24 protein-coding genes are annotated in these 22064 nt (G+C 55.2%); 12 read left to right on the forward strand and 12 right to left on the reverse strand.

The features are described from left to right. Positions 1–140 precede the first annotated feature (140 nt). Positions 141–656, forward strand: coding sequence for an SRPBCC family protein (locus tag WA411_RS17540; RefSeq protein WP_291908418.1), 516 nt, complete (start codon positions 141–143; stop codon positions 654–656). Between the two features lie 13 nt (positions 657–669). On the opposite strand, the gene WA411_RS17545 is transcribed toward WA411_RS17540, so the two are convergent. Next, positions 670–1854, reverse strand: coding sequence for an NnrS family protein (locus WA411_RS17545; RefSeq protein ID WP_291908420.1), 1185 nt, complete (start codon positions 1852–1854; stop codon positions 670–672). Between the two features lie 123 nt (positions 1855–1977). On the opposite strand from WA411_RS17545, the gene WA411_RS17550 reads away from it, so the two are divergent. Continuing rightward, on the forward strand, positions 1978–2349 hold the full coding sequence (locus WA411_RS17550) for a SirB2 family protein (RefSeq protein WP_291908422.1): 372 nt from the start codon (positions 1978–1980) through the stop codon (positions 2347–2349). 1 nt (position 2350) lies between these two features. Here WA411_RS17550 and WA411_RS17555 read toward each other — a convergent pair whose 3' ends face one another. The 3 genes from WA411_RS17555 to WA411_RS19105 form a co-directional block, all read right to left on the reverse strand. Beyond that, positions 2351–2578 carry a hypothetical protein gene (locus WA411_RS17555; RefSeq protein ID WP_291908424.1) on the reverse strand — a complete coding sequence of 76 codons (228 nt, stop codon included), beginning with the start codon at positions 2576–2578 and terminating at the stop codon, positions 2351–2353. A 287-nt stretch (positions 2579–2865) separates the two neighbouring features. Further along, complete coding sequence (locus tag WA411_RS17560) at positions 2866–3549, reverse strand: metallophosphoesterase family protein (RefSeq protein WP_291908425.1); 684 nt, start codon at positions 3547–3549, stop codon at positions 2866–2868. A gap of 1239 nt (positions 3550–4788) precedes the next feature. Continuing rightward, complete coding sequence (locus WA411_RS19105) at positions 4789–4980, reverse strand: MbcA/ParS/Xre antitoxin family protein (protein WP_366674071.1); 192 nt, start codon at positions 4978–4980, stop codon at positions 4789–4791. 539 nt (positions 4981–5519) lie between these two features. Between WA411_RS19105 and WA411_RS17565 the strand changes: the two genes are divergently transcribed. Then, complete coding sequence (locus WA411_RS17565; protein WP_291908427.1) at positions 5520–6002, forward strand: hypothetical protein; 483 nt, start codon at positions 5520–5522, stop codon at positions 6000–6002. A 109-nt stretch (positions 6003–6111) separates the two neighbouring features. Then, complete coding sequence (locus WA411_RS17570) at positions 6112–6399, forward strand: hypothetical protein (RefSeq protein ID WP_291908429.1); 288 nt, start codon at positions 6112–6114, stop codon at positions 6397–6399. A gap of 123 nt (positions 6400–6522) precedes the next feature. Here the strand turns inward: WA411_RS17570 and WA411_RS17575 are convergent, their stop codons facing one another. Together WA411_RS17575 and WA411_RS17580 are read right to left on the reverse strand one after the other, a co-directional pair. Next, positions 6523–6813 (reverse strand): MbcA/ParS/Xre antitoxin family protein, encoded by a 291-nt coding sequence (locus tag WA411_RS17575; RefSeq protein WP_336064787.1) that lies wholly within the window; start codon positions 6811–6813, stop codon positions 6523–6525. Continuing rightward, on the reverse strand, positions 6800–7183 hold the full coding sequence (locus WA411_RS17580) for a hypothetical protein (protein ID WP_291908470.1): 384 nt from the start codon (positions 7181–7183) through the stop codon (positions 6800–6802). Before WA411_RS17580 ends, WA411_RS17575 begins: the two co-directional genes overlap by 14 nt. 727 nt (positions 7184–7910) lie before the next feature. On the opposite strand from WA411_RS17580, the gene WA411_RS17585 reads away from it, so the two are divergent. The 5 genes from WA411_RS17585 (at position 7911) to WA411_RS17605 (ending at position 11928) form a co-directional block, all read left to right on the forward strand. Continuing rightward, the gene (locus WA411_RS17585) at positions 7911–8531 is read left to right on the forward strand and encodes a glutathione S-transferase family protein (protein WP_041654905.1); all 621 of its coding nucleotides are present in this window, start codon (positions 7911–7913) and stop codon (positions 8529–8531) included. A 63-nt stretch (positions 8532–8594) separates the two neighbouring features. Further along, positions 8595–9263, forward strand: a complete 669-nt coding sequence (locus tag WA411_RS17590; protein WP_008170339.1) for a cupin domain-containing protein — start codon at positions 8595–8597, stop codon at positions 9261–9263. A 43-nt stretch (positions 9264–9306) separates the two neighbouring features. Further along, complete coding sequence (locus tag WA411_RS17595; RefSeq protein WP_014422282.1) at positions 9307–9873, forward strand: TetR/AcrR family transcriptional regulator; 567 nt, start codon at positions 9307–9309, stop codon at positions 9871–9873. Positions 9874–9951: 78 nt separating this feature from the next. Then, a complete protein-coding gene (locus tag WA411_RS17600; RefSeq protein WP_008170335.1) occupies positions 9952–10758 on the forward strand; it encodes a dienelactone hydrolase family protein in 807 nt (268 codons plus the stop codon). Between the two features lie 84 nt (positions 10759–10842). Next, the gene (locus WA411_RS17605) at positions 10843–11928 is read left to right on the forward strand and encodes an aldo/keto reductase (protein WP_041654908.1); all 1086 of its coding nucleotides are present in this window, start codon (positions 10843–10845) and stop codon (positions 11926–11928) included. A 281-nt stretch (positions 11929–12209) separates the two neighbouring features. On the opposite strand, the gene WA411_RS17610 is transcribed toward WA411_RS17605, so the two are convergent. From WA411_RS17610 to WA411_RS17630, 5 genes are read right to left on the reverse strand one after another with little or no spacing between them, the layout of a single operon-like run. Continuing rightward, the gene (locus WA411_RS17610; RefSeq protein WP_014422284.1) at positions 12210–15248 is read right to left on the reverse strand and encodes an efflux RND transporter permease subunit; all 3039 of its coding nucleotides are present in this window, start codon (positions 15246–15248) and stop codon (positions 12210–12212) included. Beyond that, positions 15245–16297 (reverse strand): efflux RND transporter periplasmic adaptor subunit, encoded by a 1053-nt coding sequence (locus tag WA411_RS17615; protein ID WP_041654911.1) that lies wholly within the window; start codon positions 16295–16297, stop codon positions 15245–15247. Before WA411_RS17615 ends, WA411_RS17610 begins: the two co-directional genes overlap by 4 nt. 37 nt (positions 16298–16334) lie before the next feature. Beyond that, positions 16335–17237 (reverse strand): alpha/beta fold hydrolase, encoded by a 903-nt coding sequence (locus WA411_RS17620; RefSeq protein ID WP_014422286.1) that lies wholly within the window; start codon positions 17235–17237, stop codon positions 16335–16337. Then, complete coding sequence (locus WA411_RS17625; RefSeq protein ID WP_014422287.1) at positions 17227–17718, reverse strand: PaaI family thioesterase; 492 nt, start codon at positions 17716–17718, stop codon at positions 17227–17229. Before WA411_RS17625 ends, WA411_RS17620 begins: the two co-directional genes overlap by 11 nt. Then, positions 17715–18200, reverse strand: a complete 486-nt coding sequence (locus WA411_RS17630) for a PaaI family thioesterase (protein ID WP_014422288.1) — start codon at positions 18198–18200, stop codon at positions 17715–17717. The genes WA411_RS17625 and WA411_RS17630 overlap by 4 nt, the downstream gene beginning before the upstream one ends. Before the next feature lie 258 nt (positions 18201–18458). Between WA411_RS17630 and WA411_RS17635 the strand changes: the two genes are divergently transcribed. Next, positions 18459–19073 (forward strand): TetR/AcrR family transcriptional regulator, encoded by a 615-nt coding sequence (locus WA411_RS17635; RefSeq protein WP_014422289.1) that lies wholly within the window; start codon positions 18459–18461, stop codon positions 19071–19073. A 45-nt stretch (positions 19074–19118) separates the two neighbouring features. On the opposite strand, the gene WA411_RS17640 is transcribed toward WA411_RS17635, so the two are convergent. Further along, positions 19119–20186, reverse strand: a complete 1068-nt coding sequence (locus WA411_RS17640) for an AraC family transcriptional regulator (protein ID WP_014422290.1) — start codon at positions 20184–20186, stop codon at positions 19119–19121. 129 nt (positions 20187–20315) lie between these two features. Here WA411_RS17640 and WA411_RS17645 point away from each other — a divergent pair, with 129 nt between their 5' ends. Beyond that, positions 20316–20636 carry a 2Fe-2S iron-sulfur cluster-binding protein gene (locus WA411_RS17645; RefSeq protein WP_008170311.1) on the forward strand — a complete coding sequence of 107 codons (321 nt, stop codon included), beginning with the start codon at positions 20316–20318 and terminating at the stop codon, positions 20634–20636. A 14-nt stretch (positions 20637–20650) separates the two neighbouring features. Further along, entirely contained in the window at positions 20651–22063 is a 1413-nt protein-coding gene (locus tag WA411_RS17650) for a cytochrome P450 (RefSeq protein ID WP_041654913.1), read from the forward strand. Position 22064: the final 1 nt, after the last annotated feature.

Below are 22064 nucleotides of genomic sequence, written 5' to 3' on the forward strand. Positions count from 1 at the left end.
TGCCCGTTTGAAGTTCCCGCCTTCCTTCTGTTCCCACCCGTTTGATGGTCATCAAGGTGGATGCACGTGCCCGCGAATACAATCATCCAGAGTCCGTTTTGCGAAATCCGGAGAGTCGAAACCGGCAAGGAGGACATCGTATGTCCGGGTATGAGGAAACCATCGAAGGCAAGATCTGGCGCAAGGGTGACCGGGTCATGGTATGTCTGGAAAGAGAGACCGGGCATTTGCCGGAACGCGTCTGGGAAATGCTCACCGACTCGGTGTGTCTGGCAGAGTGGTTGGCTCCGGGCACACTCGACGCCCGGCCGGGCGGTCGGGTTCAGCTTGATTTCGGTAACAGCGGTATGCCGATCGATTGCCGCGTGACGGATTGCCAGCCCAATCGTCGCCTGGCCTATTCCTGGAGTTCCGGCGATTCCGCCGAGCGGCCGTTGGTATGGGAGCTTGAGCCCATCGACGAGGGAACCCGTCTGTCACTGATATTGCTGCTGCCCGATGATGAACTGGTGCCCATTGCGTGCGCGGGCTGGGATGCGCACCTTGAAATGCTATTGGCGGCCCTGGAAGGAATAAGTATTCACTTCCCGGCGAGCCGGTTTCGCCAGGCGAGGGCAAGGTTCGAGTTGCTGGTCAGGCAGGAGTTAGCCGCCTGACCAGCCAGCGGTTTCAGCCTTCGCGGCCATCCGGTCTGGGGCTGGCCAGGATGCCGGTGTAGCGGTAAAGGAACATACCGAAAGCAAACAGCCAGAGCAGGGTGCTGCTGCCAATGCCGGGGTGCCATGGGATAATTTCGAAGGCCGTGAGCACCCGTACCAGCGCGGCCAGATGAATCGCGACGAACGCAAGCACCATCCCCCTTGGTAACACCAGCGGTCTGCCGCTGTGGCCGAGTGCCACCCGTGCAATAACCCCCAGAATCAGGCATGCGACCGCCCCGGTTCCGGCAGCGTGACTCCACGCGTTGGACGGCCAGCCGGCGAACAATGTGCCTGCCAGCAGAAACAGGGCGACCGGCACCCACAATATGGACAGGTGCAGAATCCAGAGCAGGGGTTCCCGACGCACAAGCCAGCCTTTCCAGCCAGCCAGCCGCACCAGCATCAGCGTACCGGACAGCAGGGCCAGAGCACCGGTAACGGTCTCCCAGCCGGTGACAAGGGAAGCCATCAGCAGAATCAGGCTGAAAATCGTTGCCATATCGAGGGCGGGAATTGTTTTCACCACGTTGCCGTCGAAGCCGCGCTGGCGCAACCAACCGCTGGAAAATGCCGGCGTGATGCGCCCTCCGATGATGCTGATCAGTGCCATGGCCATGATCAGGGCGCCGTAACTGAAGGTCATGTCCAGACGTGTAACGAACCCGATCTGCATCAGCCAGAGCAGGCCCAGCACTACCATGATCATCAATTGTCTTTTTTGCCGGGCATGCCAGATTCGCCAGCCGGCATCCACCATTACCAGAGGCAGGAAAGCGAGGTTCACGCCCTGTACCAGCCAGTATGGAAGGTCTGCTCCGGTTGCCAACAACAGGCGGCCGGCGAGCCAGACGCCCCAGAGCAGCACCAGTCTGAATCCGTGGGTACGCTCGGTCTGGGTCCACACGCAGACGGCGGTCAGCAGGAACCCCGCGATAGCTGCCGAGAGGAACCCGAACAGCATTTCGTGTTGGTGCCAAAATAATCCTGGCATCGCCAGAGGCAGGCTGATAACTCCGTTTACCTGCATTACCCAGAGGGGGATGGCGGCGAGAGCCAGAACGGTCATGGACAGAAAGAAGATCCGGAATGGATAGGAAAATAACTGACCGACGCTGGCAGACGCCCGATCAGGGGAAGTCGGAATGGCCCGCATAGATGTCTCCCATATACATGTATTTTGTGTATATGTTAAACCCTGCCGACTTTGTTAACCATACCTGCTTGGAGGTAGATTGCGTACAATAGGCGCAACCCATTCAATTACAAGGGAACTTCCATGACGTCGTACATGATCCTGAAGCACCTGCACATGACCACTGCGTACCTGACTATCACGCTGTTTGCCCTGCGGCTGCTGCTGGACGCGGTCGGTCGGCCTGGCTGGCGCCAGACCCCGCTGCGGTTTATTCCCCACATCAACGACACGATTCTGTTGGTGGCGGCCATTTCCCTGGTTTTTGTCGCCGGCTACGCCTCGGCCATGCCCGGGTGGCTGATTGCCAAGATCGTGTTGCTGTTCGGCTACATCATTGCCGGCGTATTCGCTCTGAAGACCACCCTAGGCAAGCCCGTTCGAATTTCAGCCGCCGTACTTGCCCTGGGACAGGTGAGCGCCATTCTGCATCTGGCGATGACCAAGCCATTCTGAGTCAGCGTTTTTCGCTGACCTGCTTTGTCAGTTCCGCCAGCTGAACCTGCACTGCCTGGAGCTGGCGGGCAATCTCGTCCCGCTCATCGTGAGCCTTCTGGGCCTGCTTGGCGTTCTGCTCCTCGCCCATAACTTCCAGGATCGCCCCGATCATCATGTTCAGGAACACAAACGCTGTGAGGAAAATGAAGGTGAGGTAGAAAATCCAGCTAAGCGGGTATTGCTCCATGGTGGCGTAGCCGGTTTATACCAATAAGAAATATGCGATTTACGTTGCTAAATGAGGAAGCAGCACATGAGAAACAGAAGTTTAGAAATCTCAGTGGGAAACATTTTTTCTGCAACAATTTTCTTAGGGATTCTGTTTGGGAATTCCCACCAATCAACAACGCTTTTTTGGATCTGCAACCGACACTAGAATGCCCATCAGTGACAGGCGATGAAAGTCACTCACCAACGACAGGGATCTGATGAAAAATTTGTTGGTGTTGAAAGCATAAAGTGGCCGCTCGGTTCTTATAGCGGACATTTGATGGTCGCACTGTTTGCATCAACGTTTGGAGCAACGACCACCACTCTAGCGTCGAGATTAAGTGCTTGGCCATTCCCGATATCGATCAATGGAGAGTCAGGCCAGTGCTTGTGACCGAATAATGTGAGGCCTGAAAATCCCTTTTCCAGAGATTGGGTAATAACAGGATTGCCCTCCCGGCTTCCGTCTGTGTCTTCGGGACCCTCATGTAGCATAAGAGTATGGGGGTGCTTTTGGATACACAGCTCCATGTGGCGGACAAATGCATCCTCGTCCCAACGGTTGTGGCGTTTCGGATCACCAATGATTCCACCGAGCCCCCCGACCCGGAGTCCAAAGTTAGTTTTGACCACGTTTCCGTTCAAAACTACGATTTTCACGGGGAGTTTAGTTGTGGAAGCCAAAGAGTCGTGATTTCCAAGAACGGCAATGACTTCTTCAGAGACCCGCGAGAGCGATAGAAATACCGCTTCAACTGGGCCTGTACCCCCGGGTTTTCGGCAGTCAGGATATTCGTATAGATCTCCGCATATCATTACCGTACTGATTGGTGGGATTTCGCCGAGGCCCACGAGCAGAGAAAGCTCTTCCGCAACTGCTTCGCCGAGCAGCCTTTCGTTGCCTTCTAACCGATCGGATAGATATTCCCGGCCCTGAAGGTCCGACATCAAAACCAAACATCCAATGTCGTTTGGAAGCCATTCAGCTTTGGCATGGAAAAATGGCAGCTCTCTCTTACATGGCATTCTGCTGGGGGCACTTGTCCAGTAAGGAAGGGAGTGGAACGGTGTTGGATCAATGCCAGTCAATCGCATGCGACACCCGCAAATGAATTCAATCGTTCGTACAGTGACTTTACTTTACGCATGTTGTCGTTCGCATTCAGTTCTTGCGCCCGAATGCGTTAAGGTAATTGACATTTGATCGAGCACATACTGGACTCCTTCTGCGTGGAGGTCGACACGAGTAGTGGTTGCGTTAAATGGCCAGTATTGGTCACCAATAGCTGCAGAAAATTAGCTCGGAAATGACGTAAGCGGTCTCTTGTCCTGTTTGACCACCTTGACCTTCGGAAGGCAATCAAATTAACGACTTGTAAGCTGATCACGATAGCTCAATGGCTTGCATTTGGCGCTTACAGCTCCGAGACGACCAAAGCATTCACAGAGTAATCAGCGTAGATTACCTACCTGAGCGTGGTGCAAGCATCGTCGAGCCCTGCTCAGAATGGTGTAAGCAGACCGATTTACCCGCCAACATATCCCAGAAGCCTCTGTTTTCAGGGGGTTCTGTGGTGTAAGCAGAAGGATGAGCACACTTCCTTCCTGGTAACCAACTCGTGCATTTTTAGGGCGCAGCAGCAAGCAAAATCCATAGTGAGGTTTTGTAAGCGACTGTAAAATAAAGTTTTTAACCTGCTCATATACAGACGCAAAAATTCACGACCTGGTTTCCACCCTTTATCCGGTCGGGGAGCTAAGTTACATCTGCTCACATATAGACTTAGCTTTTCACCATGTATCTCAAAAAGCCACCCTGCTTAGCTCATAAATAGTCTCGAAAACTCACTAACTGCTTGAACAATTTGATTTTTTTTGATCTGCTCATATATAGACATAGAAAATCACCACATCTCTATAAGAACGTCAGTGGTGCTTAATGGTGGAGCCTCAAATTACCAAGGGCCGTGATTCAAGCCGCACGCTCTCGGCTTACTGTTTTTGGACCAAAAACCGAGACCTCAAGACTTTGGAATGGGTCGTTGCTGAGGGATAGCGAGTGGGGAGTTAAAGGACCCATCCGGAAACGATGTCGGAACTACCCAAAAATTCCAGGTCAATCTTGCGCCAGCGGGTTTGAACAACGGGGAAGATGCTTCGAAATCTAACGAAAAACAAATTTGCTCGTTAAGAATAGTCACCGTACTTGACTTGCGAAAGATATAATTTAACTTTCTTGCATCCGTCAACCGTAGCAAGGAGTTCTCTTGGCGTTTTATGTTCCAGGGCTTTCACTGGGCGGTCTAACCACTCCTCAAAAATCGAGTCATCGTTCTCGAAGTATGTTCTTTTAATGTCCTCCAAGTCATCGGGTTTCATAGTGTAATTTCCGATGCTCCCAAATAAGATCAGTAGAGCTTTCAAACTTTAAGGTAGAGCGTTTGGTAAACTCTGATTAACGCCTCAATGTCTTCGAGTCGGATATCTGTCAGGTGGCTGAAGTGTCGTCGGCTACTGGCATCAAGGCTCTCAAGATGGCCGATGCTGTCCCAGATCGATTTCGCTTGCGACAGCTTTTCTCTCTTCTCCTGCAGGTACGTTGAGCTTTCAGGAAACCTATCTCTGTAACACTCCATGATTGTCTCATTTATGTAATTCATTTCATTCCTCAAGTTATGTGGTCGGAGATCTTTAACGTATTTTAACCTGCTTCGGTAATTTAAACGATTAAAATTTTAAAAGTGGTCTTTGGTTGAAAGATAATATATTTAAGTCGAGGTCAAGCTCTTCAAATATCATTTATCAGAATTGACGAAGTAGACCATGCTTAGATTGCTCGACAGATATAATCCTCTAAATTAAAGTGGTTCATAACGAACACTGAGCCTGTTTCAGCCAGTTCAGCGCCACAGTGTGGATTGGAGGCAATTATTTCAATATCGATCTGCGAGGCTATCGACCTACGAGAAACCTCAATCCAACGAACGGCTGAACGACTAAAATTCTTTTTGGAAAATTTGGGCTGCGCGGGCGAAATTGCCGTCTGGGAGAACCTCCTGAAATACACGGGGGAGGGATTTCTATCACATCTTGAACTTCGCGAAGAGAAGGCAAGCAGAGGCGACTGTTCCTGGTTGGAAGATTCTTTGGTAATCGGTCGGATGGTTGCACAGCAAGGGCGGCTTACTGGTGTCTTCATTTTCTTGGCCAGGATGGCGTTTGAAAGCGGGTTAAGATTCTTGGCCTGCGACGATCCAGATGCTATTTGGAATGGGGAAGTAGATCACCCAGACCTGATTGAACTCGGCTTCAGCCGGCAGAAAAAACGTCGAACATTGAGCGCGACAGGTGTTCTGATTTGGCGTGCCAATCCCGAGGCTATTATTCGACGCCTTTCCTGAGGAGCGATCGGGTGAATGCCGAGTAGGTGCTAAACGACAGCTGGAATCTACTCGATGTTTTGGGAGTGTTCAAACCGACAATCAATAAGTCGACACTGGGAGAGGGCAAATGAGTACCAAGGCGTCGATCGCTTCAGGCGATAATTTTCATCTTTACAACGAAGAGCTTCTGTCGGCGGTACCTCGTTCAGTGTTCCTGGCGCTCGAGAAGCCTGCCTCTTATGAGGTTTCAAAGGAGACGTTCAAGGAACAAATCATCGAACGCCTAACTGTGGAGATCCCATCCGAAGCGCTGGATGAAATCGCGATCAAATGGATAAAGTACCGAAAGCTCCAAGGCGCTGTAGGTGGGCCAGTTGGTCTGGAATGGGGGAGCCCAGACTGCCCCTATGATTAGGCGCCTGAAGGCGGTCGTAAGGCTCGTCACGATGCTGTTGCTCCTGTGCCGCAGCAAAAAGTGCAGGATGCCATCGTCCAGGCCGCTGAAGGCTACGAAATTCAATCAATCCCTTCCCTTTGGTTATTGAGAAAAGAACTCGAGGTAGCGTAGAACCTCCCGAAAGCCCTCAATCGAACTCAAGCGATCAATCGGTCTGCATTTGAATGCTTCATTGGGCGTTCTCAACCAGTGAGCCAGGTTGTCTCGATCGTTCCCGATGACGGCGTGCATGCGATGGTAGAGCGCTTTAAACAATATGCAAACGTCCTCCCGCGGAAAGTTCGCTAGAAGGGCATTTTCCGGCAGCTCCTCTCTGCAGACACCTAGCTGCTCGGCTATATCCTGGATGCTTAGGTCTTTACCAGAGTCCATTTTTCAATTGCTCCAGGCTCTCATAGACTTTTTTTAGGGAATCAATCTCACCGGTCAAAACGAAATCGAGAGGCCGCCGACCAAAATACGGGGAATTCTGGTTAGCCGCGGTCATAAAGCCGAGGTGATTCTCCGGGTTCTGAAAGACCTCTCTGAGAGACGCGTGAATATTCAGAAGATAAGAAATCGTCACCAACTGGCGTTCTGTCAACGCCTTGAGTTCCTCAGTTGAGTCAAAAGTGTTTTGGTCAACGTCGAGGATGCGGTTTTGATCTGAGTCTTCGACCCCCCAGCCCTTCATGATCCGATACGCCGCCTTCAGGCCCGCCTGACGTTGTTGGAGTGTTTTTTGTTCGGATGTAGGACTCATCACTGACTGGGTAGGCTCCTCAAAAAGCCATTCGTTTCTGTGGTGTTACGTTGCCACAGAAACGACGGGAAGAACACCATCGATCGGAAAGGTGCGTGTCCTGAGCGGAGAGAGCGAAACAGTGGTTGGGTTAAAAGCCGCTTTCCTCTGTCCCCTGAGGCCAGGTTCCAGTCGATTTCAAAGGTGCAATTAATAATACAATGCCAACTCAGTGCGTTACCTCGATGACTCATTCCGTTGTCAGCACTACCTGGGGTTATGCGGATAGTTCTGCCTCGGGCACTTATCGGGTCGGGAAGTGTATTGCGTTATAAAGCGCGGGCTGAGATACAAGCCAAGCTCACCTTGAGTCTCGGCATTTTTATGGGGGCTCATCATCGCGCTTGGCCGCTAGTTACGAGCGGCAACTACTCACAAAGGTGCTGAGCCACTGTGATTCCCGCTCAGACGGCTTCAGTCCGTACCTAAACATAAGCGAACATTCACGGCTGCTCTTTCGCACACGCTTCTTTCAACAAAAACACTTCGATATTTATCAAATCGTCTAACTGAGAAGCTGGCTTTTTGGTTTGGCTATGTACTGCAAGAAGGTCCGGGCTGTTCTTGGCGTTTGGAATGTCTTGTCAACAGCGCAAAGAAAAGCAGAACAATCAAATTGCCTCTTGCACATCTACCTACTAATAGGTAGATTAATTGGCGCATGTTTAATGACCAACAGAGGCAATCAATGAAAATCTACGATATCGAAGGCTTCCCGAACCCGCTCCGCGTTCGCATCGCTCTGGCAGAAAAAGGCGCAACAAACCAGGTGGAATTCGTCCCGGTCGATGTCATGGGCGGCGAGCACCGTTCCGAGGCGTTCAAGACGAAAAACCCGGATGCCACCGTGCCCATGCTGGAACTTGACGACGGCACCTGCATCGCCCAGTGCAATGCCATCACCGAATATATCGACGGCGTCTTTGATGGTCCGTCCCTTATGGGTACAACCCCAGCGGAGCGTGCCCGTATCGCAATGATGAATCTGCGGGCAGAAAACGGTCTGATGAACGCCGTGGGTGCCTATTTCCACCACGCGACCCCGGGGCTTGGTCCGGATCTGGAAACCTGGCAATGCGCTGAGTGGGGTAATAAACAGAAAGAAATTGCCAGCGCAACCATGGCCTACCTTGACAGCGTTCTGGCGGACAACGAGTTTCTCGCAGGCGACAGCTTCTCGGTCGCAGACATCACCGCCTTTGCCGGCCTGGGGTTTGCGGATTTCGCGAAGGTTGACATTCCCGAGTCTCTGACCAATCTCCAGGCCTGGCGCGCAAAAGTCGCAGCCCGTCCTTCAATTGCCGGGTAATCCGAAACCTTCGGATTTAATGCAAGCGCTGAAAACATGAAGGGCACAAAAGGGAGGAATATCATGGAGATTAATGCAGATTTCTCCAAACCGGTGGTTATGCATTCCGACCAGATTGAATGGCAGCCCTCGCCCATGAAAGGGGTGGAGCGGCGCATGCTGGACCGGATCGGGGACGAAGTTGCCCGCGCCACGACCATCGTGCGTTATGCGCCGGGCAGTCATTTCTCGGCGCATACCCATACCGGTGGAGAAGAATTCATCGTACTCGATGGCGTGTTCCAGGACGAGCACGGTGACTTCCCTGCTGGCACCTACGTGCGCAACCCCCCAACCACGTCACATATTCCGGGCTCTGAAACGGGCTGTACGATATTTGTGAAACTGTGGCAGTTCGACCTGGCCGACCGCACCCAGTTCAGCAAGAATATGGAGGCCGAGCTGGGCGCCCCAGTGGGCGGCGTTGCCACCGCAAAGCTGCATGAGGACGATCGTGAGATCGTGACCTACAGCCAGCTCGATGCGGGGGCGACACTGACCTCTGAGGCGCCCGGCGGAATCGAACTGCTGGTGGTCGAAGGTTCGGCTATCAGGGATGGCGAGGTGCTGGCCAGGCATGACTGGCTGCGCCTCCCTGAAGGACACAGGTTGTCCGTGACGGCCGGGGACGACGGCGCCAAGATCTGGATGAAAACGGGGCACCTGCGATTTGCCGGGGCACCGAGGGTATAAGCCCGGCAATAGCGGGATTGAAAAGGCAGACAGGTGAACAACCATGAACCGTGATACCAGAACAGCCCTGATGGATCTTGCCGAGCACACCGTCCGGTCACGGGGCTTTGACGGGTTCAGCTACGCGGATCTGGCCGAGGCCATCGGCATTCGAAAGGCCTCGATCCATTATCATTTCCCCACCAAGGCGAAGCTCTCCGAAGCCTTGATCGAGCGCTATCAGACCAGTCTGCAGCAGGGTCTGACCGAGATAGACGCAGCCCATGCCAGCGCTGGCGCGCGCCTCAAGGCACTCATTGCCCTGTACCGCGGGGCGTTGCATGATGGCCAGACCGTGTGTCTGTGCGTTGCCTTTTCGACCTGCCGCGAAAGCCTGTCCGACACCGTTATTGCCAGAGTCGGCGCCGTTCGCGCAATGGTTCTGCAGTGGATTACGGCAACGTTTGAACTGGGACAAAGGGATGGATCCGTCTCGGCCATCCTGGGTGCCGCCGATGAAGCGCAGGCGACCCTGGCGATGCTGGAAGGGGCCCACCTTGCCGCGCGCACCGAAGAAGACCTCGCCGTGTTTGATGCCGCAACGCGACTGCTGCGCGCCCGCTGCCAGTAACGACGGGACAGGAATCGCGCTTTGATGTACAGAATCGCTACGCAAATTGACTCATAACGAGCGAAAAGGAGCAAACAGATGATGAGCACCCTGAAAACAGCACTGGCAGCAGCCACGCTGTCACTCACTGTTGCAAGTACGCAGGTACTGGCAGAAACGCAAACCAGAACCATCGAGTATCAAGTCGGCGACGAGACCTTCACCGGCTACATGGCCTGGGATGATGAATTCGGGCAAAAGCGTCCGGGGGTTCTGGTGGTCCATGAATGGTGGGGGCACAATGAATTTGCCCGGAATCAGGCAGAACGACTTGCCTCGGCCGGCTATACGGCGTTTGCGCTGGATATGTATGGCTCTGGCAAACAAGCCGACCATCCCGATACCGCCCAGAAGTTCATGCAGGAAGCCACTCGGGACATGAGTCAGGTCAAGGCGCGCTTCATGAAGGCGATGGACATCCTGAAGAACCACGAAAGTGTTGATGCGTCCCGAATTGCGGCACAGGGTTATTGTTTTGGCGGCGCCGTGGTTCTCAACATGGCGCGCATGGGCGTCGATCTGGACGGCGTTGTCAGCTTCCACGGCGCGCTCGGCAGCCCCCTCACGGCTGAACCCGAGTCCGTGAAAGCCAGGATCCAGGTGTACACCGGCGGTGCCGACAAGCTGGTCCCCTCGGATCAGGTCGCGGGCCTGGTCAAGGAGATGCAGGATGCCGAAGTCGACCTGACACTGGTGAGCTTTCCCGGAGTACTGCACTCATTCACCAACCCAGGCGCCGACAAGATCGCCGAGGAGTTCGGCATGCCGGTTGGTTATGATGAAGAGGCTGCCAGCCGTTCCTGGGATGGCACCATGCGTTTCTACAAGGCCATCTTCACCCAGTAACACAAGCGAGTGCAAACAAACCGAAACCGGCAGTATTTACAGTGAATTCTGGAACACCAACCGAAAAGCATGATGAGGTGCAACATGGCAACTGAGAGTTTACCACTGTTCGATGGAGACAATCGTCCAGGCTACAAGTCGCTGGGCAACTCGGGGCTGTTCGTATCCGAACTGTGCCTGGGCACCATGACCTTCGGCGGCGATGAGGACATCTGGGGCCTGATCGGCCAGTTGCAGCAGGAACAGGCCGACGAACTCGTGAAGATCGCCCTGGAGGCGGGGGTCAACTTTATCGATACCGCCAACATCTATGGTTTCGGCGCCAGTGAGCGCATCGTCGGCCAGTCCCTGAAGAATCTCGGCGTTCGCCGCGAAGATGTGGTGCTGGCGACCAAGGTGCTCGGCCCCATGGGCGCAAGCCCCAATGCCCGTGGTGCTTCCCGCGGCCATATAATGAGCGAATGCAAGGCGAGCCTGGCGCGCCTGCAAACGGATTATATTGACCTGTACCAGATCCACGGTTTTGACCCGGCCACGCCGATCGAGGAAACTCTGGAGGCACTGAACACCCTGGTGCAGCAAGGCCATGTGCGTTACGTGGGCCTGTCCAACTGGGCCGCCTGGCAAGTGATGAAAGCCATCGGCATCACCCGGGCCCGCAACCTGTGCCCGATCATATCCATGCAAGCCTACTACACCCTCGTAGGTCGCGATCTGGAGCGGGATATTATTCCGATGCTGAAATCTGAGAACGTTGGTCTGATGGTGTGGAGCCCACTGGCCGGGGGTTACCTGTCCGGTAAATACGAGGGGCCGGACGTTTCCGAAGAAAACCGGCGCGCCAAGTTTGACTTTCCACCCGTCAACCGCGAGCGGGGCAGCGAAGTCATCAAGGTTATGCGGGAGATTGCCGATGGCAAACAGATCGACGGCGAACCGGTCAATGTGGCACAGATTGCCCTGTCATGGCTGCTACACCAGAAGCCTGTGACCAGCATCATCGTTGGCGCCAAGCGGCCCGAGCAGCTCAGGGACAATATCCGCGCGGCCCAAATCCGCTTGTCCGACGATGAACTGGTAGCCCTGGATGAAGTCAGCCGCCTGCCCGAGGAGTACCCGGGCTGGATGATGGCAATGATGGCCGGGTACCGAAACTCTACCGAGTCCTGATTCCAAAACCGACCCAACCCAACCCAACCTTCACATCGTGCTGCGCCCCGACGGCGCAGCCGCTATGCTGGAAAAACCGTTAATGCTGTCAAAACGTAGACGTCCGTGCCTACTGGCCACTTCGACGACTCTCCTGGCTGCTTCAACACCTGACTTTACCGGTTCTGGTGTTGTCGGCAAAACAGGTCGTGTGTAAGGGTTATTTCAGAACTCAATCACCTTCCTGGAAGACTTAAGTGAGTTGTAATTGCTAACAAAATTGGCGCTCATTCAAACCTACCTCAATCTTTTATCTGTAAGCGAAACCAAAGGGCATAAAGCGCCGGGACAAACAATAGCGTGATCAGAGTGCCCACTGCTACGCCACCTATAAGCACATAAGCCAGCGGCCCCCAGAACAGGTCAAAGGTCAGAGGAACAAACGCCAGAACGGCCGCCAGAGCGGTGAGCACCACGGGGCGGGAACGTTGCACTGCCGCCTCGACAACGGCTTCTCTCGCAGCCATCCCCGCTTTGAAGTTGTCCTGCACCTGCTGCGTCAGAATCATGGTGTTTCGCATCAGGATGCCGCCCAGGCCAATCAGCCCCAGCAGCGCGGTAAAGCCAAAGGGTTGATTAAACAGCAGCAGAGCCAGCACAGCCCCAATCAGCCCCAGTGGCGCGGTGGCAAGAACAGTCAATGTGCCGATAAAGGAACGCATCTGAAGCATGATAAAGATCAGCATCAACGCCAACATCACCGGTTGTAATGTCTGGATTGAAGCATTGGCTTTGGCTGATTGTTCCACCGTACCGCCGATTTCAATACGGTAACCCTCCGTCAACTGTTCGCGCAGGCCCGTCATCGCACTCCATATCTCCTTGGTAACATCCGGTGGCTGGGCACCTTCTACATCGGCCTGAACGGCCAGGAAGGGGTCACGGTTGTAACGCTTTATGACGGGGTCCTCGTAACGAACCTGCCACTTGCCCAGTTGCTGTACGGAAAGTTTGCGGTCGTCGCGGGTTTTGATTTCAAGATCTTCCGGCATGATCACTTCGCCACGGGCATTACGCGCCACCAGTTGAACACTCCTTATGCCCTGACGTAGTTCGGTGACGGCCACTCCGCGGAGTTGGAACTGCAGTTGCCGGGCAACTTCCGCCGGGGTCAGGCCCATCCAACCCAGGTTTTGCGGGTCCATATCAAGATAGAGAGTGGGCACGCGCTCATCCCATTCGAGATGCGGCATGACGATATTCGGATGCCCGGTCATGAGAGTGCGGATCTGGTGCGCGATCTCTCTGAGTTGATCGGATTCCGGACCCAGCACACGAAAACTGACCGGCCAGACCACCGGGGGACCGTACAGCAAACGCGTCACCCGCACTCGTGCCTCCGGAAATTCACCCGCCGCGATTCTGGTTTCCAGCGCCGAGATGATGCGATCGCGCCCTTCAACGTCCTGCCCAATGGCAATCAACTTGGCAAATGCCGGGTCCGGCTGCTCGGGGTTGGCCGATACGAAGAATCGGGGCGCACCGGCACCGATGTAAGCAGAAAGGCTTTTCACCTCCGGCATGTCCATCAGAATCGCTTCCAGGCGTCTGACACTTTGATCCGTGGTGGCAATAGCGCTCCCCTGCGGAGCATAGACACTGATCAGAACTTCGGGGCGATCAGAACTGGGAAAAAATTGCTTCTGCACCTGGGTTGCCATACCGAAAGCACTGATCGCCAGCAAACCCACTGTTATCAAAACAACGGTTTTCCGGTACTGTACACACGCTGTGATCACCCCGCGCAACCGCTGATAAAACGCGCTTTGGTATAGGTCCTGGCCCGTATGCCCGGTGTAATCGGGCAAGAGCTTGACGCCCAGATAAGGCGTAAAGGTTACCGCCACCACCCAGGAAATCAACAACGAAAAAGCCAGCACCCAGAAGATGTTGCCGGTGTATTCTCCCACCCCGGACTGGGCAAATCCGATGGGAACAAATCCGGCCACCGTCACCAGCGTTCCAAACAGCATGGGCGCGGCGGTTACGCTCCAGGCATGACTGGCTGCCCGTACCCGGTCCCAGCCGCTCTCCATCTTCACAATCATCATTTCAATGGCGATGATCGCATCGTCCACTAACAGGCCTAGTGCGATAATCAACGCACCCAGGGTGATGCGATCAAGGTTAATGCCTGCCATTTTCATCAATAAGAAAGTCAGGCCGAGAGTCACGGGAATCGCAATACCCACCACCAAACCCGCGCGCAGACCGATCGCCAGTATGCTGACCCCCATCACCACGACCAACGCAACCAGAAACTTGACCTGAAAAAGATCAACCGCCTGAGTGATGGCTTCCGCCTGATCGGTCAGGGTCTGTATTGACATTCCCAGCGGCAGCCTGCCCTGTTCGGCACTGACAAACTCGCGCAGCCGCTCACCAAACTCCAGGCCATTTTCACCCGCGCGCATGACGACACCTAACAGGATCGCATCCTCACCGTTGGAGCGGACGATGTAGCTCAAAGGATCTTCATAACCTAAACGCACCTCGGCCAGATCAGACACGGTGATAAGCTGGTCTCCGATACGCAGAGGTACTGAGGTGAGGCGCTCAAGGTCAGACAGGTCGATGTTGCTGCGGACATAAACCCGCGGGCCGGCAAGATCAACAAAGCCAAGAGGCTGAAGACGGTTGTTGGCCTCTATCGCCTGCAACACCTCTTCTGCCGACAAACCGAGGTTGTTGAGCCGGTCCTGATCAAATTCGAGATACACCCGCTCAGGACGCTCCGCCAGGAGCTGTGCTTTTTGCAAGCCGGGCAGCCGTTGCAAGCGATCCCGTATCGATTCTGCCTCTCGGGTCAGTTCACGCATTGGCATCCCGGGTGCCGTCAGCGCCAGCAGGGAGAAATACACATCCGCGAAATCATCGTTGACGATGGGGCCGATCACACCCCGGGGCAGATTGGGCTTCTCATCGAGCATGCGTTTGCGGACTTGATAAAAGAGGTCCGGCACTTTTTCGCTGGGCGTCGAATCCTGGAATCGGATAAGCATGGCGGCCTGCCCGGGCCGAATGGTTGTTTCAATGGTATCGGTATACGCCACCTCCTGAATTTGCTTTTCCAGACGATCCACGACCTGATTCTGCAGCACCTCGGGGGTTGCTCCTGGCCAGGCTACCGAGACCACCATCGCCCGGACGGTGAACGCAGGGTCTTCCGCCCGACCCAGGGACGAGAACGCGTAGAAACCGGTAACAACGGACAGCAAAAGAAAAAAGAGGGTGACCGAACGCTCGCGCACTGCCAGCGCGGAAAGATTCGGTAAGCTCATTGAGCCAGCTCCCGCACCGCCATGCCAGGCGTGAGTAGGTGTGTCCCCAGCGCGACGATGGGCGTTCCCGCCTTGATGTCGACCTTGATCTTCGCATACTCCTCACCCAGATCGATAACATCGACCGCCAGGGGCGTTACCGTGCCGTCGGAAACCAACCAGATCTGCGGCGTTTGCCCTCTCTCATCCAGGGCACCCAGCGGTACGCGATGGCTGGGGGCGGTTTGCTTCTGCGCTAACCGCACACTCACCACCGACCCCAGGGTTAAAGACGAGGGGTAGGGCCCCTCCAGGCTGTATCGGGCACGCCAGCTCCGGCTTGCGCGGTCGGCAGCCCCGGCAATTTCTCTCAGGCTTACAGCTAGCTGTTCGCCATTGGGCAAAGGAACATAACCACGCCTGGCCGGGTTACTGCCCTCTGGTAAAAAAACTTCCACTTCCAGCGATTGATCTTCGGCCAGAACGGCAAGGGTTTGTCCGACACCCACAACCTGACCGGGTTCAACGTTGACCTCAGTGACCACGCCTGCATGGGCGGCTTTCAGTTCCGCATACCCCAGGGCATTCTGAGCCTGCTGATTGCGTGCAGAAGCCGTTTGCACCTGGCTGCGCGCCTCACGCTCTGCCAATTCAAGGCGTTGCAGGGTTTGTTCGCTGACAAACTGACGCCCCACAAGTTGCTGTTGGCGCTGGAGCTCATTGGTGGTAATTGCCAGGGCCGCTTCTGCACGCTTCAGATCCGCGGCGGCTCCCTCCGCCGTTGCTACAAGGTCTCGTGTATCGAGTTTGAACAGTAAGTCGCCTTTTTCCACGCGTTGACCGGCATCAATGTAACGATGTTGAATCCGACCGGCGATCTGAAAGGCCTGAGGAACTTCGTGGCGGCCTCGCAGGGTTCCTGAAAATCTGTGCGCTGTTGGGCCGGCGTCCTTTAGTTCAACTGTTTTTACCCAGGGGATAGGGGCGCGGGCCTCTGGGGGCGGTTCCGAAGACTGCTGACAACCAGACAGAATGAGCAGCGAGATAAACAGTGTCAGCATACAGCGCATGGCAGGTGTCCCGATTGGCAAAATCAAGGTGTGGGTATCAGTTCTCGCGGTGTCTGGACAAAGCAAGTTGCAGGATGGCATCGCGAACGGCTTCCTTCTGTTCCATGGGCAGAAAATGAGTCGTACCCTCAAGAACCCTCACGTCAGCCGAGGGCAACAAGGTCTGCAGACGTTTTTGCGCCGCCGGCGAGAAGGTTGACCCGCGTTCCGCCGCCAGCGCGATAACCGGGCACCGCAACTGACGAATACCGGGCCAGGGGTTGTGTTCGGTATGGGCAAAGGTGGTGCTCTCCCACTCCGGCGCACACGCCAGGCGAACTTGATCGTCCTGCGGCAGAAAAGCGTGTTGGATGTAGGCCTCCAGCCATGCATCGGGCCAGGTCTTGAAGCCACCGCGGCCCCGATAGTTGTCCAGCGCAGCAGCGTGCGAGTCGAATACCCGGCGCCGACGGGCGGCTCCGGCGGCCAGTGACAACCGATGTGACTGGCGTAGCAGCTTGGCCAGCCACAACTTCAGGCCCTGCCCCGGATCCATGATCACCGGTTCCGCCAGAATCAGGCCCAGCACTTTGTCTGGCCGTCGGGCAGCGGCCATGATGCTGGTGGTGGCACCGATAGAATGGCCGGCGAGCCAGACCGGCTCGTCCAGGCTACCCAGCAGAGCGGTCATGTCGCGATAGTAGGTTTCCCAGCCCCGGAATGTCGAAAAGTTCGCCGCACCGGCGCTGGCCCCGTGCCCCCGCATGTCCCAGGCCAGGACATTGACGTCCGTGGCAAGCCCATCAAGGAGGGGGCGGTACAGGCGGCCATGGAAACCCGTTGCATGCGCCCAGTGCACCGTGGGGCGCGCTTTGGATTGCGGCCAGCGCCACAGTGCGATCTCCGCGCCATCCGGCGCCTGGAATTGGTCGCGTTCAGGGTTGTTGTGCTTATTGTTCATGAAGATCTGCTTCTTTGGCCGCCACTGTCGGGAGCAACAACTGAACCTGACCGCTGGCGATCGGTTTGCGCTTATCGCCCTGCCAGCAGGTCACCCGGACCAGGCTGCTCCGCCTGCCTTGTCGAACAATTTCGGCGCTGGCGAACGTCGATCGGGCCTGCGCGGAACGGAGGTAGTTAATGTGGCTGTCGAGAATGCGTGGGCAACGTTTGTCGGTATCCTGGCTTTGCGCAGCGACCCGCGCGGTGAGTTCGATCAGGGCGCCAAGCACGCCGCCATGGAGGGCGGGTAGCATAAAGTTGCCAATGAGCGCTTCACGACACGGCATATGAACCACTAGACCTACATCGTCGCGTTGAACCTCAAGCCCAAGGTGCCGTGCGTAGGGAATGCGCTCCAGCAGAGCCTGCCAGTCGGAACATTCTTTCCCGCTTTCGGTAGGGCCTGAGATGGGTTGTGCCGAATCGCCAGTCGTGCTCATGCGCCCTCCTTTTTTCGTCCACCGGCCTGGAATCGCTGGCCCTGGGTGTTGCGCATGAAGGTGGCGTTTGCCGTCGCTAACAGTGCACTATCGCTCTCGCTGAGGATGTCGCAATGGATGAACGCGACCTCGTCCGTTAAATGACGACAGGTGGCCACCGCCAAGAGGGCACGGTCGCCGATGGCGGGCCGCAGATAATCCATGCGCAGATCCAGCGTGGCAATGGGCATCAACTCCAGGGCCCCCGCGAATACCGCCAAGCCTCCGGCGGAGTCGGCCAGCGAGTAGAGCACGCTGGTGCAGATTTCTTTTGTATCCTCTTCGGCGAACATCCACGGCTGTGGGGTCAGGCGCATGCAGACCTGGTTTCCGTTCACAGAGACAACCTGCATACCCAGATCCCTGCCGTGGGGAACCTGTTCGGTGAACTGCCACGCCGTCGTCACAGCGTCACTGTGCTGAGCTCTGTTCGACTCCGTCATCAGATCTGCCCACCCCGGTTTGCATTTCGCACAGGGGCGGAAGTGGCGGGAAACAGCTGATTGTCATATGTCATTGCCATGTCAGTTTCTTCCGAATAACATTGTTGCTGGATTTTGGTTGGTTAACCAACCAAAAGTCAAGAATCTGTTGAGGCAAATGGCACGCCACCCGTGCAATGGCGTACGATCAGTGTAACAAGTCAGGTGGTGGCCGCTCTGATGAATAACGAACTGGCTTGCTGAGGAGATACTTAAGCGATGGTTAACAGACAGATGGCTCCTCCAAGCAAACTGGGCGACCAGGGCGACGTTTTGTCTAACGCAGCCAGGCTTTTTCGTGAGAAAGGCTTTGAAAGGACGTCGCTCAAGGAGATTGCCGAGGCCTGCAATATGCTGCCCGGAAGTCTGTATTATCGTTACAACAGCAAGGAAGCGCTGCTTGTCGAGCTGATGCGCCGGGGGGTGGACCTGGTTACCGCAGAGGTCGAGTCGGCTTACGCCAGTTCGGATGACCCGGTTGAGCGTTTACGTCTTTGTATCAACGCGCATCTGCGAGCCCTGTTGGTCGATTCGGACGCGGTTTACGTGCTGCTGTTTGAATGGCGGGCGCTGGGCCCGGAGGCTCGCGAGGAAATCATCGAACTGCGTGACCAGTACGAGTCCCTGTGGGCCGGTATCCTCGAAACAATGATTGCGCAGGGCGTGGTCCGCAAGAATATTGATGGCCGCCTGCTTCGCCTGATCGGCCTTGGGGCGCTCAACTGGGTTGCAACCTGGTTCGACCCGAACGGGGCTCATTCACTCGACACCATTGGCGACTTGATCTGGCAGATCGCTATGGACGGTGTGATCAATAAAGGGGGGCAGGCATAGGTTCTGGCTTCACAAACGCAAGCAAGTAGCCTCTGTTTATGATCGCTAATCATGCGGATGCACGGTTTGTGATCTGACATTTTGCCTGAACTGCTCAGGCGACTGGTCAAACCAGCGCTTGAAGGCGCGTCTGAAATTGGCACTGTCGTGATAGTTCATCAACGCGGCAATGGCCTCGATTGACAGCTGGCTGTCACGCAAGTAGGTCGCTGTCTGCTGGGACAGAATCTCGTCGCGAACTTTCCGAAAACCGCTGCGTTCCTGTTTGAGTTTGCGTGCCAGGGTGCGTTTGCTCATGAACAACGAGGCTGCTGCTTCGTCTTCACTGAGCGTTCCGGGCGGTCGGGACAACATCATCATCTTCAGCTGGGTCTGATAGCTCGGTTTATCCGACTGAAGTTGCGCAAGCATCGATTCACACTGTTGCAAGGCCAGACGATAGTTTTCGTGATTGGCGGAGGCATTCGGTTCCTGACACAACGACATCGGCAACGTAAGTTTTAACTGGTCGCAATCAAAGCGAATCTGCCCGGGCAAAAAATCGGCATACATTGCCTGATACGGGGGTTCAGGATGAGCGAAGCATATTTCAGCCTCATGCAAAGGGCGACCAATTATAAACTCGCCAAATTCAAAAAGGGCCTTAACCATCGCATCCGACAGGCACCGCTGTATGTCATCGTCCAGCGACTCCTGGTAGTCCAGAATACATTCCAGGCGCTCGTTGACTTGCCGCAAATGCAGTTGGATGAAGCTCGCGCGCGTGGGCAGAAAAGTATGAATCGCTTGCAGCGCAGTGAGAAAGTCGGGGCTGCTGTAGGCCACGAATCCCATCGCACCATGGGTTGCCGGGGTCAGTCGCTTGCCTAGCCATAACCCTAATTCCGGCTGGCCGGACAAATCCAGTGCGTTGCGCAGAATCCGCACCTGCTGCGCTGCGGTAAGCAGGCTTTCCTCGCTCAGGAATTGCGTCACACCAAGCCCGGTGCCGAGCAGCAGACGTGGCAGTTGTTTGGCTGTTAAATCGAGCTCACGTGCAATGAGCCGTGAGTAATTCGATGGAATACCGGGACCGGATTTTTGCAAATCACCCGTCTTCTGCGTCGTCATCATCGATCTTCCCCGTCCTAAATGATCGTCATTTTGTCTTTAAATGACCTCAGCTTGTCAAGAAATGACCTGACAGGAGTGTCGTCAGACAGACAATATCTATTACTGAACACTACTGGCAGGAGAACAATAATGGGCAAGATTACTTTTATAGAACATGATCAAACTGAACATGTTGCTGAATTCAAAGCTGGTTCCTCGGTAATGCAAATCGCCGTTGACAATCTGATTCCCGGTATTGACGGGGATTGTGGGGGAGAGTGTGCCTGTGGTACCTGCCACGTGATCGTCTCGGACGATTGGTTCAGAAAGACAGGTACGCCTGGTGGTGAGGAAGAGCAAATGCTGTCAATGACCCCGGAGCGGGCAAGCACTTCGCGCCTGGGCTGCCAGGTGGTCATTACTGATGAAATGGACGGCATGACCGTGCATTTACCCGAGTTCCAGATGTGAACATAGGAGGACGCATGCCAACACTGTCCAAAACATTTGACGACATTCAGTCCCGAGTGATTAATGCTACCTCCAGGGTGGTGCCGATGCACAGGCAGATCCAGGGGCTGAAACTGTTAATGGGCGCCAAGAAGAAGGCCTTCGGCCCACGCCGGCCCGTGCCCGAATTTGTTGAATCAGCCATCCCGGACGTTAACACGCTGGCCCTTGAGGACATCGATGTCAGCAATCCGTTTTTATATCGGCAGGATCAGTGGCGCGCCTATTTCAAACGGTTGCGTGATGAGGCTCCGGTCCATTACCAGAAGAACAGCCCCTTCGGCCCCTTCTGGTCGGTGACTCGCTTTGAAGACATCATGTTCGTGGATAAGAGTCACGACCTGTTTTCCGCCGAGCCGCAAATCATTCTGGGTGACCCTCCAGAGGGGCTGTCGGTGGAAATGTTCATAGCCATGGATCCGCCAAAACACGATGTGCAGCGCAGCTCGGTTCAAGGCGTGGTGGCACCAAAGAACCTGAAGGAAATGGAGGAGCTGATCCGATCGCGTACCGGCGATGTGCTTGACAGCCTGCCTCTGGGCCAGCCCTTCAACTGGGTGCCCACTGTATCGAAGGAACTCACCGGTCGCATGCTCGCAACCCTTCTGGATTTTCCTTACGAGGAACGTCACAAGCTGGTTGAGTGGTCGGATCGGATGGCCGGGGCAGCATCGGCAACCGGCGGCGAGTATGCCGATGAAGAGATCATGTTTGACGACGCGGCTGACATGGCCTGGTCCTTCTCCAGGCTCTGGAGGGATAAGGAAGCGCGCCGCGCGGCGGGCGAAGAGCCCGGTTTCGATTTGATCAGCCTGCTACAGAGCAACGACGACACCAAAGATCTGATCAATCGCCCGATGGAGTTTATCGGCAATCTGACGCTGCTTATCGTTGGCGGCAATGATACCACTCGCAACTCAATGAGTGGTGGCCTGGTGGCCATGAACGAATTCCCAAAGGAGCTCGAAAAACTGAAGGCAAAACCGGAACTGATTCCGAACATGGTGTCGGAAATCATCCGCTGGCAAACGCCGCTGGCCTATATGCGCCGAGTCGCCAAGCAAGATGTTGAGCTGGGCGGCCAGACCATCAAAAAGGGCGATCGCGTTGTGATGTGGTACGCCTCGGGCAACCGTGACGAGCGCAAGTTCGAAGACCCCGATCACTTCATTATCGATCGCAAGGACGCACGAAACCATATGTCATTTGGCTACGGTGTTCACCGTTGCATGGGCAACCGCCTGGCCGAATTGCAACTGCGTATCCTATGGGAAGAGATTCTCAAACGCTTTGACAAGATCGAAGTCGTCGGCGAGCCGGAGCGCGTGCAGTCCAACTTCGTGCGGGGCTATTCGGAGCTGATGGTCCAGCTGACACCAAAAAGTTAAT

This window comes from Marinobacter sp. CH_CUG1437-1, from assembly GCF_037029655.1.
In the GTDB taxonomy this organism is placed as follows: domain Bacteria; phylum Pseudomonadota; class Gammaproteobacteria; order Pseudomonadales; family Oleiphilaceae; genus Marinobacter; species Marinobacter salsuginis.

Excerpts from the sequence above, each read along its gene's own strand:
- WA411_RS17540 (WP_291908418.1), top strand. The coding sequence starts at position 141 with ATGTCCGGGTATGAGGAAACCATCGAAGGCAAGATCTGGCGCAAGGGT.
- WA411_RS17545 (WP_291908420.1), bottom strand. The coding sequence starts at position 1,854 with ATGCGGGCCATTCCGACTTCCCCTGATCGGGCGTCTGCCAGCGTCGGT.
- WA411_RS17550 (WP_291908422.1), top strand. The coding sequence starts at position 1,978 with ATGACGTCGTACATGATCCTGAAGCACCTGCACATGACCACTGCGTAC.
- WA411_RS17555 (WP_291908424.1), bottom strand. The coding sequence starts at position 2,578 with ATGGAGCAATACCCGCTTAGCTGGATTTTCTACCTCACCTTCATTTTC.
- WA411_RS17560 (WP_291908425.1), bottom strand. The coding sequence starts at position 3,549 with ATGTCGGACCTTCAGGGCCGGGAATATCTATCCGATCGGTTAGAAGGC.
- WA411_RS19105 (WP_366674071.1), bottom strand. The coding sequence starts at position 4,980 with ATGAAACCCGATGACTTGGAGGACATTAAAAGAACATACTTCGAGAAC.
- WA411_RS17570 (WP_291908429.1), top strand. The coding sequence starts at position 6,112 with ATGAGTACCAAGGCGTCGATCGCTTCAGGCGATAATTTTCATCTTTAC.
- WA411_RS17575 (WP_336064787.1), bottom strand. The coding sequence starts at position 6,813 with ATGGACTCTGGTAAAGACCTAAGCATCCAGGATATAGCCGAGCAGCTA.
- WA411_RS17580 (WP_291908470.1), bottom strand. The coding sequence starts at position 7,183 with ATGAGTCCTACATCCGAACAAAAAACACTCCAACAACGTCAGGCGGGC.
- WA411_RS17585 (WP_041654905.1), top strand. The coding sequence starts at position 7,911 with ATGAAAATCTACGATATCGAAGGCTTCCCGAACCCGCTCCGCGTTCGC.
- WA411_RS17590 (WP_008170339.1), top strand. The coding sequence starts at position 8,595 with ATGGAGATTAATGCAGATTTCTCCAAACCGGTGGTTATGCATTCCGAC.
- WA411_RS17595 (WP_014422282.1), top strand. The coding sequence starts at position 9,307 with ATGAACCGTGATACCAGAACAGCCCTGATGGATCTTGCCGAGCACACC.
- WA411_RS17600 (WP_008170335.1), top strand. The coding sequence starts at position 9,952 with ATGATGAGCACCCTGAAAACAGCACTGGCAGCAGCCACGCTGTCACTC.
- WA411_RS17605 (WP_041654908.1), top strand. The coding sequence starts at position 10,843 with ATGGCAACTGAGAGTTTACCACTGTTCGATGGAGACAATCGTCCAGGC.
- WA411_RS17610 (WP_014422284.1), bottom strand. The coding sequence starts at position 15,248 with ATGAGCTTACCGAATCTTTCCGCGCTGGCAGTGCGCGAGCGTTCGGTC.
- WA411_RS17615 (WP_041654911.1), bottom strand. The coding sequence starts at position 16,297 with ATGCGCTGTATGCTGACACTGTTTATCTCGCTGCTCATTCTGTCTGGT.
- WA411_RS17620 (WP_014422286.1), bottom strand. The coding sequence starts at position 17,237 with ATGAACAATAAGCACAACAACCCTGAACGCGACCAATTCCAGGCGCCG.
- WA411_RS17625 (WP_014422287.1), bottom strand. The coding sequence starts at position 17,718 with ATGAGCACGACTGGCGATTCGGCACAACCCATCTCAGGCCCTACCGAA.
- WA411_RS17630 (WP_014422288.1), bottom strand. The coding sequence starts at position 18,200 with ATGACGGAGTCGAACAGAGCTCAGCACAGTGACGCTGTGACGACGGCG.
- WA411_RS17635 (WP_014422289.1), top strand. The coding sequence starts at position 18,459 with ATGGTTAACAGACAGATGGCTCCTCCAAGCAAACTGGGCGACCAGGGC.
- WA411_RS17640 (WP_014422290.1), bottom strand. The coding sequence starts at position 20,186 with ATGATGACGACGCAGAAGACGGGTGATTTGCAAAAATCCGGTCCCGGT.
- WA411_RS17645 (WP_008170311.1), top strand. The coding sequence starts at position 20,316 with ATGGGCAAGATTACTTTTATAGAACATGATCAAACTGAACATGTTGCT.
- WA411_RS17650 (WP_041654913.1), top strand. The coding sequence starts at position 20,651 with ATGCCAACACTGTCCAAAACATTTGACGACATTCAGTCCCGAGTGATT.